This is a genomic window from Staphylococcus intermedius NCTC 11048, assembly GCF_002902385.1.
In the GTDB taxonomy this organism is placed as follows: Bacteria; Bacillota; Bacilli; order Staphylococcales; family Staphylococcaceae; genus Staphylococcus; species Staphylococcus intermedius.
In genome coordinates, this window is the sequence record NZ_PPQH01000018.1 from 16,025 (window position 1) to 32,030 (window position 16,006).

Below are 16,006 nucleotides of genomic sequence, written 5' to 3' on the forward strand. Positions count from 1 at the left end.
TCCTTTATTGGTCGAAAAGTTTGACTAAATCACCATAGCCTAACGCTTCGAGCTTTTCATATGGTATGAATTGAATTGCAGCCGAATTGATACAATAACGTAAGCCACCACGTTCTTTTGGGCCATCATTGAACACATGTCCTAAATGACTGTTGCTTCCTTCAGAGCGGACTTCTGTTCTCAACATACCAAATGATTTATCGACTAACTCAATAATGTCTTGGTCGTCGATGGCTTTGGAAAAACTAGGCCAACCACAATCTGATTCAAATTTATCATCTGAAGTAAATAGCGGTTTGCCAGAAAGTTTATCGACATAGACACCCTTTTCAAAGTGATTCCAATATTCATTTTGAAATGGTGGTTCTGTACCGTCTTGTTGAGTAACGAGGTACTCCAAGTCTGTTAAATCTTTTTTGTCTTTTTTAATCATGCTTGATTCCCCCAATGCTTTTCAATAAACGCTTTACGTCCTGATCCACGTTGATATTGTGCATAGTGAAGCGGATGTTTTTTATAGTAATCTTGGTGTGCCTCTTCTGCCGGATAAAAATTGCGATATGCTTCGACCGGCGTTACAACAGGGGCACTGAAAATTTGGGATTGATTTAGTGCTTCAATCTTGTTGAGCGCGGCTTGACGTTGCGCATCATTGTGATAAAAAATAACAGGTCGATAACTTTCGCCTCTATCAAAAAATTGACCATTTTTATCTGTTGGATCAAAAGTTTTGAAATAAATATCTAATATATCTTCATAGCTGATCACTTGATCATCATATTCAATTTGTACAGCCTCAACATGGCCTGTTGTGTTTGTACAAACTTCTTCATAGGTTGGATATTCTACTGTCCCACCGCTATAACCTGATGTGACACTTTGAACACCGTCAAATGTATCAAAAGGTTTAACGAGACACCAAAAACATCCGCCTGCTAAAGTTGCTATAGCCATGTTTGACACCTCCATTGTTATAAGTCAGATGAATCTTTAAGGACAACTAATCCAATAGCACCCGCACCGGTATGCGTCGAAATCACTGGTGTTGTATGTCCGAAATCAAAGTTTTGAATCGTAAATGTTTCATCTAATTTTTCTTTAAAAAGGTTAATGAAATCCTTTGCTTTCGCATGTGAAATACCGATTGATTGAATCGTGCCATCACCGACAAACGGCTTTAAATCTTTGATGACGTATTTAATACAAGCGTTTTGTGTGCGGGCATTATGAATCATTTCAAGATTACCGTCAATGAGTGAACCGATTGGCTTGATTTTCATAAGATTACCTATCAAGCCTTTAGTTTTACTAATGCGGCCACCTTTGATGAGTTGATCTAATTGTCCGATAATCACGTAAAGCTTAATGTTTTTTTGTAAGTTTTGAAGTTTTGAGACAATTTCTTCTGTTGGGACGCCTTCTTCCACCCAGCGAATCACATTTTGAAGTTGATAGCCTAAGCCGAATGAAATTGATTTTGAATCAATGACTGTTACTTTAGCATCAACCATTTCGCTCGCTTGAACAGCAGTTTGATATGTGCCACTCAAGCCAGATGAAAGATGGATACTGATGATTTCAGCACCTGTTTCACCCAACTTTTCATATGTTTCTACAAATCTACCAATTGGAGGTTGACTTGTTTTAAAATCGTGGTTGGTGTCTCCTAAATATTGTGAAAATGACTCAGATGTAATATCCGTTTGATCCTCATAAGATTCTCCGTTAATTGTAACACTCAACGGTACAATATGGACATTGTGTTGCTTCAGAAAAGCTGGATCTAAGTCAGATGTAGAATCTGTGACTATAATACGTTGTTGCATAATGCTAACCTCCAATAATTACTTTCGAGTAAGATGTAAAAATGTATGTGGGTATTTATTTTTTTCATCCACGACGCCTTCTACGGCAGATGTGACTTCCCAATCTTCAAATGTGTATGGCGGGAAAAACGTGTCCGCTTGAAATTTGTCGTCGATCACAGTGATATACATATCGTCAACACGGTCAATAAATGTTTCAAATAATGTCTGACCGCCAAAAATAAAGATATGGTCGTCCTCAATGGCATCAATGTCATCGAAACTGTGAATCACTTCAACGCCCTCAGGTTTGAAATCAGGGTTTCGTGTAATAACGACATTTCTGCGGTTCGGTAGTGGTTTTCCAATGGATTCGAATGTTGCACGTCCCATCACTAATGTATGTCCAGTGGTTAACTTTTTAACATGTTTTAAATCATTTGGTAAGTGCCACGGTAACTGTCCTTCAAATCCAATGCCACGCTGTTGGTCATGAGCGACTAAAATAGATAGTGTCATATGATTACTCCTTTTTGTTTATACGGCGATTGGTGCTTTAATCGCTGGATGGGATTCATAATTTACAATCTCTAAATCTTCATATTCTATATCGAAAATGGAACGATCTGTATTGATTTTCAATTGTGGCGGTGCATAACTTGAGCGTGAGAGCTGTGTTTTCACGGCGTCTAAATGGTTACTGTAAATATGTGCATCACCAAATGTATGTACAAACTCTCCTACTTCTAGGCCACATTCTTTCGCAATTAAATGTGTTAATAAGCTATAACTGGCAATATTGAAAGGTACGCCTAAGAATATGTCAGCGCTGCGTTGATAAAGTTGACAGCTCAGCTTATTGTCTTGTACATAAAATTGAAAAAGTGTATGACAAGGAGGTAACGCCATTGTCTCGATTTCAGCTGGATTCCAAGCGCTAATAATATGACGACGTGAGTTTGGATTCGTTTTGATTTGTTCAATCAATGTTTTCAATTGATCGTAATGTTGACCGTCTGCACCGACCCAGTCACGCCATTGCTTACCATAAACATTGCCTAAATCACCGTGTTTTTTCATAAAGGCATCATCAGTTAAGATCAGTTGTTTAAATTTAGCCATTTCTTCACGATACATTTCAGCAAATGCAGCATCATTTTGTGCTCTATGACCAAAATCAGTCATATCTGGACCGTTATAATCCTCACTTTGTATATATTTTTCAAAGGCCCATTCATTCCAAATATTGTTGTTATATTGTAATAAATATCTTAAATTCGTATCGCCACGAATAAACCAAATTAATTCAGTGGCAACGAGTTTAAAGGAAACTTTTTTGGTTGTTAATAATGGGAAGCCTTTTGAAAGGTCAAAACGCAACTGGTGTCCAAATTTTGAAATTGTTCCTGTCGCTGTTCGATCTTCACGTTGATTGCCAATTTGTAATATTTCTTTACATAAATCATGATAAGCTGCATCAAATGGATTCATGACATTCACCTCTTTCTCTTAGTATCTATAATAGACGATTTTGTGCCATTTTCAAAACGATATCAACGTAATTCTATATGGGGATATAAATGGAATGCATTCAGAATTTCCAACATTGAAATGGCTTCATACCATGCAACGAAAACAACTGTGCCTATAGGTTATAACGCGATTGATGTGACTTAGAAACGAAAAAAAGCCGGAACAATGACATCATTGTATGTTCCGGCTTTTTGATTATGCGCGACAATGTGTGTCGAATGCGTCTTTGATATCCATCGCGATGTCATTAATATCGCGCCCCTCAATATGTTCACGTGGCATAAAGTGAACTAATTCAGACCCTTTAAATAATGCGAATGAAGGGCTTGAAGGTACTTGTTGAATGTATTCACGCATTTTTGCAGTCGCTTCTTTGTCTTGACCTGCAAAAACAGTTACTTTATTCGTTGGTTTATATTCATTTTGTTCTGCTACGGCTACAGCTGCAGGACGTGCTAAACCAGCTGCACAACCACATGTTGAGTTAATAACAACGAATGTGGTATCTTCATCGTTCACATGGTCCATATATTCTGTTACTGAATCTTCACTTTCTAAACTTTCAAAACCATTTTGTGTCAATTCGCCTCTCATTTGAGCTGCGAGTTCTTTCATATATGCATCATATGCGTTCATATTATAACGCTCCTTTATATTATTTTATTGATTACGATTTGCGATCTGTTTCCACACTGATCCAAGTGCTTCTTCTCCATTTTCGATGCGTGTAATGGCCATTTCAATTTGCAACTTGACTTCATACGCAGGATCATTTTGATGTGCTTTCAAAGCTGGAAGTTGATCTGGCTCACCTTCATCAAAAAGGAACATCGCCGCACGCCATCGAACAATTTTTTGTGGATCATCTAAAGCTTTTTCCATTTCTGGTAAAGCTTCCTTAAAGCCTAAATCACTTAAACTATCACCAGCTGTTCGTCTCACTGCTGGACTTTTATCGTGCAATCCTTTATATAAGTATGGCAAAGTGGCTGGGTCTTCAATCATGCTGAGCAATACGACTGCTTCACGGCGTAATGGCACTTTATCTTCATTCAGTGCATAATCGAGTAACGGATAGTCATCTTGTGTTGGTGTTGGGAATGATTTCAACATACGGAGTCGCGCTTTCCATTCCGATTCTTGTTGGTAAGCTTCTAATGTGACATGCGCATATTGCTTTTGTGGCACTGTCACATCCGTATGTTTTGCCTCTTCCACCAATTGTTTCAAAACATGTTCAGGATAAAGCGCATCAACTTCTTCAACAACGCTTTGCATGACATCGTCTAAGTCACCATAGCGGATGCCTAACGTTTCCCATTTACGTAAAAACACAACATTATCATGAGGGGCTTGTGTTTCAAGCATTGCATTCACGAAAATGTCGCTTAATTGTTGACGCTTTTCTTCCTTAGAGGTTGTAAGCTTCACTTGGTAAGGAATATTTTTAAACTTGAGCACCTCTGCTTTGACCTCACCAAAATGGGTGTCAGGCTCAGGTTGTGGTGTGTCTTGTTGCTGTTCGTGATTCAGTGTTGCCGTGACGAGAGGTAACACAGTCTCCCAGTCTGCTTTTGGTGTTTTATCAACGGCAATAAAATCTAAAACATAAAATACAGATTTCACACCTTCTACTTGCAAAATAGCATTGATAAAGTGAGGCTGACCTTCTGCAACTTGTGTATACGTATTGGAATGATTGTCTTGCCTTTTTTCAGATAAAATAATTTTCATAGTATTCGGACTAGGTGTAGGTTCGACCTTCATAATTTCCATGTTAAACCTCCTCGTCAATGAACTACAGCCCTCATTGTAGCGCATTGCCTAATTGTTGAATTTGTTTGCCGATTGAACACGCATTGATACAGAAGTGATGTGCTTGTGTTTTCCCCTTTGTTTTTCGAAGGTGCGCTTTAACCAAGCAGTGTTCGCAATATTGTTGAGACAATTGATCGATTGAAGCAATGGCCTTCTTTTTAGAGTCAGTTAGCACGAAATGTCACCTCTTTTAAATATAGTGCGTACAATATTCACTATCGTAACATGATTTAAATGCACATTGAAGCGTTTTAACTTCAACATCATCGTAAAAAATGTCTCGCTTGTAAAAGTTATTTAAATACTATTGAAAATCATAAAGCTGTTGATTATAATGGATGAGTTATCGTGAAGAGCGGTTTCTAAACACCCGCGTTAACAAAATTTAGGAGGTTATTCAATTGTATAATGAATGGTTAGGTTTAGGGTCGTTTATCGTTACTTTCATATTAATGGTCGCGATGTTTCGATTCTTTGGTAAAGCAGGTTTGTACGCTTGGGTTGCGATGGGCACAATTATCGCCAATATCCAAGTGCTCAAAACGATTGATATATTTACGATTTCAGCAACTTTAGGAAACGTCATGTTTGCATCAATTTATCTTGCGACAGACATTCTCAATGATATCTATGGTAGAAAAGTTGCGAAAAGAGCAGTGTGGCTCGGCTTCTCGTCTACATTTATTATGATTATTATCATGCAAATTTCGCTCGCATTTCAACCGAGTGAAGCGGATATGGCACAAGGCGCAATGAAGGCTATATTTGATGTCGTTCCTCGAATTGCCTTTGCATCGATTATTGCTTATATTATTGGGCAGCATATCGATGTATTAGTTTTTAACATGATTAAAAAAGTATTTCGTTCAGATCGCACATTTATCTTACGTGCATATGGGAGTACGGCGTTAAGTTCTATTATTGATACGGCACTCTTTGTAGCGATTGCTTTTTATGGCAGTTTACCTAATGGTGTCGTATTTGAAATTTTCATAACAACGTATTTATTAAAACTATTATCTACTGTATTGAACGTGCCATTTGGTTACTGGGCAAAGTCGCTTTATCGTCGCAATAAAATTAAAGATGACACGCTGTAACGCATGGTATGTTAAGCTTAAGGCTTAAAAAAACATTCAAGTGTGGTGTATTGAATTTGGCTAAAATTTATTTTGATGCAGCAACAAAGGGAAATCCTGGAATAAGTGCATGTGGAGTCGTTATCGTAACTGAAGAGGCACGTCATACTTTTACCAAAGTGCTCGGCGAAATGGATAATCATAGTGCTGAATGGGAAGCACTATTGTTTGCATTAGAACAAGCAAAAGTATTAGCAGTTCCTAATGCTTTAGTTTACACTGATTCACAGTTGATTGAAGATGCAGTCAATCGTGAGTTTGTGAAGAATGCAAGATTTAAGCCGTATTTAGAGCGCTATTTGCAAATCACATCTGCCTTTGAATTGGCCTTTGTCAAATGGGTTCCACGAGCGCAAAATAAAGCCGCAAATCAATTAGCACAAGATGCCTTGTATCAAGCAATACAACGGTCGTAATGTTTAAATATTCAATGAAAAATGTCGAAGTAGATGACATGTGTATGACATGTCCATTTCACTTCGACATTTTTTTGTTGATCTTTTTATAGAAGATTTAATTGGTAGAGGTTCACAGCGAGATGATCTCGCAATGATGCATTACAAATTCTCAATAAATCGTTTCGATACAAATAATTCGTGTTGATCTAATACGGCAAGCACGTGATTCAATTCAACATGATGGGCCATCTGTTCGAATAATGTGTCGACAGATAAGGGCACGTTCAATTCGATTGTGGCAAGTTGTTTGGATAAACGCAAATTGTTCATATCTTGTTGAATCTTTTTCTGTTGTCCAGCCGTTAGTTGTGATATGTTCGCAATGACTTCTTCTACTGAACCATATTGTTGAATCAGTTTAATTGCTGTTTTCTCACCAATCCCTTTGACGCCTGGATAGCCATCTGCTGTATCACCCATAAATGCTTTCACATCAATGAGTTGTGGCGGTTGCAAATCATATTCTAATTCAAATCGTGCTCTGTCGTATTTGCTATATTCCGTAAAGCCCTTTTTAATGAGCCAAACAAAAACATTATCACTGACACATTGCAATAAATCACGGTCTCCTGTAATGACGTATACTTCATGGTCTGGTGACTCTGAGAAAGCGTGTGTCAACGTACCAATGACATCATCCGCCTCATAGTTTTCTACGCCGATATTTAAAAAGCCAAGTGACTCAGAAATATGCTGTACATGGTCAAATTGTGGCATCAATTCTTCAGGCGGTTCAGGACGGTTTTGCTTATATCCATCAAACATGTCATTACGAAATGTTGCTTTTCCCATATCCCAACAAACTGCCACGTGTGTCGGTTCAATATCTCGAATGGCGCTATACACATGTCTTACAAAGCCTTGCGTGCCATTCGTAGGTGTTCCTTCTGTATTGCGCATAAAATTTTTGTGTACACTGGTTGCGTAAAAATGGCGAAATAGCAGCGCCATACCATCAATCAATAAAAGTTTGTGTGTCATGTTTTCAGTCCTTTGAATTAAGTATTTCAAATAATTTTGGTGATTCCGTTTGTAATTGTGCAATGAGTGCATCATCCATTTCGACAGCTAACACTGTGTCGATTTCTTCTTGTGCTTGTGTTTCAATTTGTTCAAGTGCTTGTTGCGCTTTTGATGTTAATGTCAAAAGCATGGATTCTAGCGATTGACGTAAATCGGCTAATCGAGGTTGTAATAAGTCGATTGTTTCATCTTTAATTTCCGCCTGTATTTGTTTTTGCACTTGAGGTTGTAAAATGTTTTTCTTAGTCAATTGTTTCGGGAGTGCATTGACCATCGCATCTAATGAAATCGTTAAAAATGAATCTTCTATCGGTGCGACTTCAATAGACTCAATATCTGGTAATAAAATGTGATATTGATGAAAAGATTTAATTTTCGGTGCCATTTCTTGTTGTAACGCCTGATTAAAGAAGTATTTAATCCGTTCAATCATCAATGTTTGTTCTAAGTATAATTTTTGGTGTAGCTGATTTAAATAAGTTTTGGTCGATTGGCGTTTTTCCTCATTGAAATGATTGGAATTCGTCATTTGTGTGTTATATACAGCTTTTACATTATCCAGCAATTGAATTTTTAAGCGTTCATTTAAGTGATACATTTGGTCTTCTATTTCGTTTATCAGTTTTTGTCGAATCGCGTTTAAACTTTGCGTGTTAAAAATGGCTTTTTGACGCATTTGCTGTAATTGCTGTTTAACTTGCTGCATTTTTTCAGCATTGGACGTGTGATCGTCAATCATTTGGTCGTATGATTGTTGGATGTAGCGTAACTGATCATATACCTTGGCTTCTAAAATATGTTTTGATTCCACTTCTGAAAACTGTGAAATACTAGCTTTTAATTGTTGAACACCTACGTCCCCTTCTGTTAATGCAGCGCGACTCGATACCGCAAAGATTTCAGGATGCATTTGAACTTGCATTAACGCATTTTTGACGTAATCACGAACTGCCTGTTTGTCTGCTTCATTTTCAGCTAAGTCTGTCGCATTAATAACCATTTTGAAAGCTTGGTGTTCTTTCAGTTGATTCATATTTTTCATATGTTCGATAAATGCTTTGTCGTTATCAGTAAATGCGTGATTAAAATAACTTACATATAAAATTAAATCAGAAGTTGTGAGTATTTTTTCTGTTTCATTTGTATGGCGTTGGTTGTTAGAATGTAAACCTAATGAGTCAACAATAATTTTGTCTTTTAACCACTCAAGCGGTAATCTTAAATGCACCGTTTGCACAAATGTCGCATATGCATCTTCAGCACTCCATTGTTGTACTTCTGAAGCTTTAATTGGATGCTCTAAACCTTTTGCGATATACGATTGATAAAGCGCATAATTTTTTTCAATCGCATGAATAAATGCTAAGCGACTTTTCTCAATACGTCCTTTTAATTTGTCTGTATCAGCTTCTAAAAAGGCTTCGATATGATCAAATTGTCGCCCCTCTAATTCAAACACATCATTAATCTCTTGAAGTAACATTTCAGGTGATTTAAAGGTAATGTGATGTGTGTCACCATATGCAATTTCAGTCGTTGCTGCTGTCGTAGGATTAGGTGAACTTGTCAAATAACTGTCCCCTAACAACGCATTAATCAAACTACTTTTACCAGCACTGAATGTTCCAAAAACACCAATTTTAACTTTTTGATCTTGCATTCTTGCACGTGTAGCTTCGATATTTTTCACACTTGATTTAAATAGTGGTATATTTTTAACGATGCTTAACGCTTGATCGATGCGTTCGTTATCAATCCCTGATACATTCTCAGTCGTTGTTGACGCTTGTGGTGTAGTCTCTGTTAATTTGTCTGAATCTGTTTTCGGCTGGTATTGAATTTCAGTACGGTCAATTAAACGATCTAGTGAGTCTTCCATATGAATATAGTAATGACGGTAATTTTCAGTTTTCAATGATTGAGCTAAATTACGCAATTCGATATAACGTGAATACATGGCATTATCATTTGACTCATCAACTAAATGTTCTTCAGCGTGCACATTTTCAATTATGGTATCATCAAGTGGTTCCTGTTCTTTTAAAATATATTGTTTGATGGCTTTCATTAAATCATTTGAAAAAGTGAGCACATATTGATTTGTAATTTGAATTTGGGTCTGATACAGGTCTGTGACAATCGGTGCAGGTAATGTCAATTTTTGATTTAAAATACGTTGGTTTATCTCCGTATCATTAATAAAGCGCGTCAGAAATGACAAATCCTCTTGCATCGGTTTAATAATTTGATGATCCACTTTGCTTTGTAAATCTGTCATCATTGCATTCAGACGGGTTTCATGTTCTTCTTCTGTTTTTTTCTTTTTATTGAACAATCCACCTGCTTTAAAATCTTTCGTCATGCTTTCAAGGTAATAACGAATCGTTTCGCGCATCTCGTGTGTCATGATGTACGCATTGTCTATAATCGAACGCCGTTTATCTTTTAAATAATGTTTCAAAGCGTGCGCATCATTTAATAATTGCGCTTCTTCACTGATTGTTTCATTTTGTTGATGTGTTTGATACGCTTGATCGAACTGTGCAGCTTCAATATTGAGTTGCTCTAGAATGTCATCCATTTCGTGTTGTAAATAATCTAATTGATGTTGATGAATAAATTGCTTCATACGTGCAACATAATCTTCTACAGCTTCTCGATGTTGATCTTGTTCCATAATGAATGCACGTAACAGTTCGAATTCGTTATGAGGGTGTTCGAATTTTGTAATATAAAATGTTTCGAGTAAATCAATATCCCACTCTGTAATAGATTGTTCAACGCGTGCTTGGAAAGTTTCAAAATGAAGCTCATTGTCATCATGTTTATCAATTTGATTAATAATGAAAACAACAGGGATACTCGCGCGATTCAATCGTTTCATAAATTGAAAGTTCAGTGCAGATTGAACGTGGTTATAATCGACGGTATAAAAGACGATGTTACTTGTATAGAGAAATTGTTCCGTCTGTAAACTATGTGATTGTACATTGGAATCGACACCTGGCGTATCTTGGAATGTAAAGCCGTTTCGGAATGCATCGCTTTGTATGCGAATGTCGATGGATTCAACTTGAAAATTTTCGCGATTCATTTGTTTAACATCATCATAAGAGTTGAGTTGCGTATACTTTTGACCTTCAATATTGGCTGTAATTCCTGTTTCATCAGCAACAGTCACTAATGCGGTATTACTCGTAGTCGGGACAGGCGAACTTGGTAAAATATCTTGTCCGATGAGACGATTAATGACCGTCGATTTACCAGCTGAAAAATGGCCGACAAAGGTCATCGTGTAATGGTTCAAATACACTTTTTTAATCATTTGGTTAATCGTATGTATGAAAGCGGAATGGTCTGACTTCTCCACTTCTTTTTTGAGTTTATATAAAATATCCAGTTGTTCTTGATTTTGCATAGAAATTGGATTCCCCTTGTTTTAAACGTCTATATTTATGTATTATATGGGTTTGTTAAGATAAATGCTATCGGAGCGTTCATAAAATATCGCATTTTTCTTGTAAATCTCATATAAAAAAAATAACACCGCACAATCCATGTACGATGTTAGCTGATCTTTAAATTAATTTTGATATTTTAATGGTTGTGGGCGTTTTTTAATTTTAATGATTTGAGATATGACATAAATCACAATCCCGACCCAAATAAAGCAAAATGTAATGAATTGGTCGACATTAAACGGTTCTTTAAATACAAAAATGCCGAGTAAAAAGATAAGCGTCGGTCCGACATATTGAATAAAGCCCATTAATGATAACGGAATACGGATAGCCCCTTCTGAAAATGAAAGTAACGGTAATGCAGTCACAGCCCCAGAAAAGAGCAACCAAAATGTTGACATATTCCATCCAATGCTTAAATCGGCAGCCTGACCAACGATAATTAAATAAATGATTGCCATGGGTGCCGTCGCAAGTGATTCGACTGTGATGCTACTCAATGCAGACATCGGAACGAGTTTTTTCAGTAAACCGTATATACCAAATGAAAATGCTAAAATTAGCGAAATGTATGGAAATTCTCCTACTTTTAATGTCATATAAACGACACCCAGTACAGCAAATAGGATTGCCAACCATTCGAGACGATTAAAACGTTCTTTAAAAAATAGCATGGATAGCAAAATGCTGACAAGAGGATTGATATAATAACCTAAACTTGTTTGTAAGACAAATCCTGCATCAATCGCATAGATAAACGTACCCCAATTTACTGTAACGATATAACCCGCTAATATTATAATAAACAGTTTAAACGGTTTCGCCATTAATTGTGCCATATCTTGAGAAAACTGTTGCCATCGTCCAATGATCGGTAACAGAATTAACATAAAAATGAGTGATAAAACGATACGGTACATCAGCGTTTCAATCGGATCGACATCGTGAATGAGTGCCCAATATAATGGCAATGTGCCCCACATGACATAAGCCAATAAAGCGAAAAGAATGCCCTTTTTAAATTCTTTATCTTGATACAAAGTACTCCCTCTTTTCGTATAGATTCATAGCGGCTTAAGATTTTTGATTGGCCCAGTATTGGTAATAGGTTGTCTCAATATAACCATTAAATAACTTGCGTCGTTTTGTAGCTTTTCGATTCACAAGATATTCAAACTCTTTGTTGCTCGTCATAATATAAAGAGATAAATTTGGATGATTTTGCATTAACGTACCTAGATTACGGTACATCTCTTCAACTTCTTCGCGATCCCCAATACGTTCACCATATGGCGGGTTACCAATTAAGCCAATTGGACCTTCATGCTCAATTGTAAGTGTGTTCACATCTTTTACTTCGAAGCGGATAATATCGCCAACACCGACTTCATCAGCATTTCGTTTTGCAATTTCGACCATATCAGGATCAATATCTGAAGCATAAATTTCTATTTCTTTATCATAATCAGCCAGTTCATCAGCTTCTGCACGTTTTTGGTCATATAGTCCTGCTGGAATCATGTCCCACTGTTCAGAGACAAATGAACGATTAAAACCAGGTGCGATATTTTGAGCAATTAAACACGCTTCAATGGCAATGGTACCAGAACCACAAAATGGATCGATAAGTGGTGTGTTACCCGTCCAATTGGCTAATTTCACTAAACTCGCAGCGAGTGTTTCTTTAATCGGTGCCTCACCTTGCGCAAGGCGATAGCCACGTTTATTCAAACCCGAACCAGAAGTATCAATCGTTAATAATACTTTATCTTTTAAAATCGCTACTTCGACAGGATATTTTGCGCCTGATTCATCGAGCCAACCTGACACTTGGTGGGCATTTTTCAAACGTTCGACAATTGCCTTTTTCGTAATCGCTTGCACATCTGGGACGCTGAATAATTTTGATTTTAAACTACGACCTTGCACTGGAAATTGACCATCTGCAGGAATGAAATGTTCCCATGGTAAATTTTTCGTTTGTTCGAATAAGGAATCAAAAGTCACGGCTTCAAATTGCCCCACGATCAGTTTGACGCGATCTGCAGTGCGCAACCATAAATTCGCCTGAACGATGGCTGAGGCGTCTCCTTCAAAATAAATGCGTCCGTTTTCTACACGTGTGTCGTAACCTAGGTCTTGAATTTCTTTGGCGACAATCGCTTCAAGCCCCATTGGACAAACCGCTAATAGTTGATACACGAAAATTCCTCCTTTTGAATATTAGGTTATGTATTTCTTTTCATATTATTGCACTTTTTTTATTATATATGTGAGTGTTTATTGACTTTATTACTTGATTACAGAACTTGCCCTCCCTTTCCCAGGGGACTTGCCTCAACTAAATTCGGCTTGATGATAGGGTACATTTGATGGAAGCCGAATTGGATTTTCGGCTGCGTCTGATCCCTCGGGAGTGTCGGGCAGTTCTTGTAATCAAATTTCGGACATAAGAAAAGTAAATGTCATTTTCAAAAATAGATCATTTGTTTTTGTTATAGTTGTTTCTCTTATTGAATGGATTTTCGGTTTCGGCTTTATGCCTCAGGAGTCTCGCCTCGTTTTGCAATCAAGAAAGTCATGATGACAAACAGTTGCAATCACCAAGTCTCATAATTCCCCCAAAAACAAATTTAATACCATAAATTTACTTGCCAACGCTTTATTAAATAGAGATGTTGCAACATTTTCGGCTACGTCTGATCCCTCGGGAGTGTCGGGCAGTTCTTGTAATCAAATTTCGGTCATAAGAAATGTAGATGTCATTTTCAAAGTCACAATTTCTATGTTTTACATCCACATAAATTGAATTTAAGGAGATTCGTAACTCACACAGCTTTAAAAACAACTAAGATGAGAAATCGTTGGAAAACGCGAATACATGATAGCAATCTTATAAAGCTAAGAAAAAATGACATCAAAAAATGCATTACCCCTTCCTCTAAAATTTGATTGTTTTCCCCTATGATAAGGAAGTACTCTATATTTTGATATTGATTCTTATTCCATGTGATGTCAAGACAAATTGAAGGGCTGGAACAAGACGTTCCAGCCCTAAGGTGACTAGTTTGGGATATTTCTATAAGCCATGTTCTGTACTGATGTACTCGTTACGTGCACTAGTTTCACTGGTACTTCAGTTGTAATCATCTGTCTGAAAAGTATGCTGTACTTTTCCTCGTCTATACGTTGAATTCCGTTAGACAAGTGCTCCTACCAAATTTGGATTGCTCACTCGAGGGGTTTACCGCGTTCCACCTTCATTATTTCTAATAAAGCTACGTCACTGTGGCACTTTCAAACTAATGTAACCCTATCAAAAGACTTAGGTTAGGTCGTTGCCGTCAATATCGAATATTGCCTTGACTTATGGTTTCATCAAGCACGAACACTACAGTCATCTCAGACTGTGTGAGCATGGACTTTCCTCTATATGCCGAAACATATAGCGATTACACGAAATATCCTCAAAAAATTATAGCATTTTTTAATTAAAAAACAATCCCTATTTTCCAAAGACTGCTTTTTCAAGATTAGAAATTCGTTTTAAAATATCTACATTATTATTTTGGTTCGAACTTTGACTTGCGAAACTCTTATTATCTTGTGGTCGACTAGAGGCAACACGAATACGTAAATCTTCAATCTCTTTTTTTAGTTTGTGATTTTCTTCTGATAATTTGATGACTTCATTATTTAGGTCTGACATTTTTTGATAATCCGCAATAATATCGTCCAAAAAAGCATCTACTTCTTGGGGACGATAGCCACGAACCATTGTTTTTTCAAAATCTTTTTCGTAAATGTCTTTTGCTGATAATTTTAACGAAACATCTGACATCTGTTCCACCTCATTTGATTTAAATTTCTTCTGACCATTGTAAATCATTGATAAAGTTCGTAATTTCGTCAAACGTCACAATATCACAAGTATAGTTTGTTTTTTCAACAAAATCAACTAACTTCTTTTTGAAAAATTGTGGGCTTGCAGGTTGTTCTTCATCATAGATTAATATGGTAATATCCGTATGGTCTAACATGAATTGATCGGCTTGTTGAAATTGGAATGGACCTTCATATGTATGCTGATGCACACTGTTAACATAATCGCTATGTTCAATAATATGTTGATACTTGAACTGATTTTGTTCATTCCATTTAGATGTATGTTCTAAAAATGGCGTGATGACACCTAGTTTCAGTTCAGGATATGTTTCTTTCAATGCAATGACACATTCGGCTCCCCATAATTCAATACCCAATTGACCTTGGATTAACACCCATTCTAAACCTTCCTCTATATATTGAATTAATTTTTGTGTCATAAATTTTTTTAAATAAGTTACTTCAGGGGCGTTATCATTGAATATTTGTAGCTCGTATGATTTGTAACCCGTCAAATACATCGTCTTATACATGTGTGTCACACTCCAGTTGCGATAAGTAGTTCAGATCATGTTGAACGGCTTTGTATTGATCTATAAACAATTTTTTACTTGTTGTGGATTGATGACATGCGACGACGAGCTCTGCCATAAGAGAGGACATGCGATGTAATTTGTTTATATTGAAATATTTTTGTTTTGAAATGGTGTGTTGATAGCGCTCTAATGATTGTAAGTGTGCATCAACTTGTTGCACAAATGGCTGCACTTCGTTGTAAAAATCATATTGTCGTCCTGCTCGAGCGGCTTCATAACGTTGCGAAATAGTTGTTAAATCGTGAATTAACTGTTGTATGACAATTTGCATGATTTCTGACACCTTTC

Annotated in this window: 17 protein-coding genes and 1 other RNA gene; 2 read left to right on the forward strand and 16 right to left on the reverse strand. The window is 36.8% G+C overall.

The annotated features are described in order from the left end of the window. Nucleotides 1-4 precede the first annotated feature (4 nt). The 8 genes from msrB to CD138_RS04575 form a co-directional block, all read right to left on the reverse strand. Nucleotides 5-433, reverse strand: coding sequence for a peptide-methionine (R)-S-oxide reductase MsrB (msrB, locus tag CD138_RS04540; protein WP_019167638.1), 429 nt, complete (start codon nt 431-433; stop codon nt 5-7). Further along, nucleotides 430-954: a peptide-methionine (S)-S-oxide reductase MsrA gene (gene msrA, locus CD138_RS04545; RefSeq protein WP_019167637.1), complete on the reverse strand. Its 525-nt coding sequence runs from the start codon at nt 952-954 to the stop codon at nt 430-432. The genes msrB and msrA overlap by 4 nt, the downstream gene beginning before the upstream one ends. Before the next feature lie 17 nt (nt 955-971). Continuing rightward, the gene (gene fakB, locus CD138_RS04550; protein ID WP_019167636.1) at nt 972-1,826 is read right to left on the reverse strand and encodes a DegV family protein; all 855 of its coding nucleotides are present in this window, start codon (nt 1,824-1,826) and stop codon (nt 972-974) included. An 18-nt stretch (nt 1,827-1,844) separates the two neighbouring features. Further along, entirely contained in the window at nt 1,845-2,324 is a 480-nt protein-coding gene (locus CD138_RS04555; protein ID WP_019167635.1) for a dihydrofolate reductase, read from the reverse strand. 18 nt (nt 2,325-2,342) lie between these two features. After that, nucleotides 2,343-3,296: a thymidylate synthase gene (locus CD138_RS04560; protein WP_019167634.1), complete on the reverse strand. Its 954-nt coding sequence runs from the start codon at nt 3,294-3,296 to the stop codon at nt 2,343-2,345. A gap of 237 nt (nt 3,297-3,533) precedes the next feature. After that, the gene (gene brxA / locus CD138_RS04565) at nt 3,534-3,974 is read right to left on the reverse strand and encodes a bacilliredoxin BrxA (protein WP_019167633.1); all 441 of its coding nucleotides are present in this window, start codon (nt 3,972-3,974) and stop codon (nt 3,534-3,536) included. Between the two features lie 24 nt (nt 3,975-3,998). Beyond that, nucleotides 3,999-5,114, reverse strand: a complete 1,116-nt coding sequence (locus CD138_RS04570) for a conserved virulence factor C family protein (protein ID WP_019167632.1) — start codon at nt 5,112-5,114, stop codon at nt 3,999-4,001. 31 nt (nt 5,115-5,145) lie between these two features. Next, nucleotides 5,146-5,331, reverse strand: coding sequence for a zinc-finger domain-containing protein (locus CD138_RS04575; RefSeq protein ID WP_019167631.1), 186 nt, complete (start codon nt 5,329-5,331; stop codon nt 5,146-5,148). Between the two features lie 226 nt (nt 5,332-5,557). Here CD138_RS04575 and CD138_RS04580 point away from each other — a divergent pair, with 226 nt between their 5' ends. Next, nucleotides 5,558-6,256: a queuosine precursor transporter gene (locus CD138_RS04580; RefSeq protein ID WP_019167630.1), complete on the forward strand. Its 699-nt coding sequence runs from the start codon at nt 5,558-5,560 to the stop codon at nt 6,254-6,256. A gap of 56 nt (nt 6,257-6,312) precedes the next feature. Further along, nucleotides 6,313-6,711, forward strand: coding sequence for a ribonuclease HI family protein (locus CD138_RS04585; RefSeq protein ID WP_019167629.1), 399 nt, complete (start codon nt 6,313-6,315; stop codon nt 6,709-6,711). Nucleotides 6,712-6,852: 141 nt separating this feature from the next. On the opposite strand, the gene CD138_RS04590 is transcribed toward CD138_RS04585, so the two are convergent. The 8 genes from CD138_RS04590 to CD138_RS04625 form a co-directional block, all read right to left on the reverse strand. Beyond that, nucleotides 6,853-7,734: a 5'-3' exonuclease gene (locus CD138_RS04590; protein ID WP_019167628.1), complete on the reverse strand. Its 882-nt coding sequence runs from the start codon at nt 7,732-7,734 to the stop codon at nt 6,853-6,855. A gap of 4 nt (nt 7,735-7,738) precedes the next feature. Next, a complete protein-coding gene (locus CD138_RS04595; RefSeq protein ID WP_019167627.1) occupies nt 7,739-11,194 on the reverse strand; it encodes a dynamin family protein in 3,456 nt (1,151 codons plus the stop codon). Between the two features lie 165 nt (nt 11,195-11,359). Next, a complete protein-coding gene (gene rarD / locus CD138_RS04600; RefSeq protein WP_019167626.1) occupies nt 11,360-12,277 on the reverse strand; it encodes an EamA family transporter RarD in 918 nt (305 codons plus the stop codon). A 34-nt stretch (nt 12,278-12,311) separates the two neighbouring features. Next, entirely contained in the window at nt 12,312-13,439 is a 1,128-nt protein-coding gene (locus tag CD138_RS04605; protein WP_019167625.1) for a THUMP domain-containing class I SAM-dependent RNA methyltransferase, read from the reverse strand. Between the two features lie 875 nt (nt 13,440-14,314). After that, an RNA gene (gene rnpB / locus CD138_RS04610) (RNase P RNA component class B) lies at nt 14,315-14,701 on the reverse strand. A 41-nt stretch (nt 14,702-14,742) separates the two neighbouring features. Beyond that, nucleotides 14,743-15,078 (reverse strand): cell division regulator GpsB, encoded by a 336-nt coding sequence (gene gpsB / locus CD138_RS04615; RefSeq protein WP_019167624.1) that lies wholly within the window; start codon nt 15,076-15,078, stop codon nt 14,743-14,745. Nucleotides 15,079-15,097: 19 nt separating this feature from the next. After that, entirely contained in the window at nt 15,098-15,655 is a 558-nt protein-coding gene (locus CD138_RS04620) for an SLOG family protein (protein WP_019167623.1), read from the reverse strand. Further along, the gene (locus CD138_RS04625; protein WP_019167622.1) at nt 15,648-15,989 is read right to left on the reverse strand and encodes a DUF1798 family protein; all 342 of its coding nucleotides are present in this window, start codon (nt 15,987-15,989) and stop codon (nt 15,648-15,650) included. Before CD138_RS04625 ends, CD138_RS04620 begins: the two co-directional genes overlap by 8 nt. Nucleotides 15,990-16,006 lie beyond the last annotated feature (17 nt).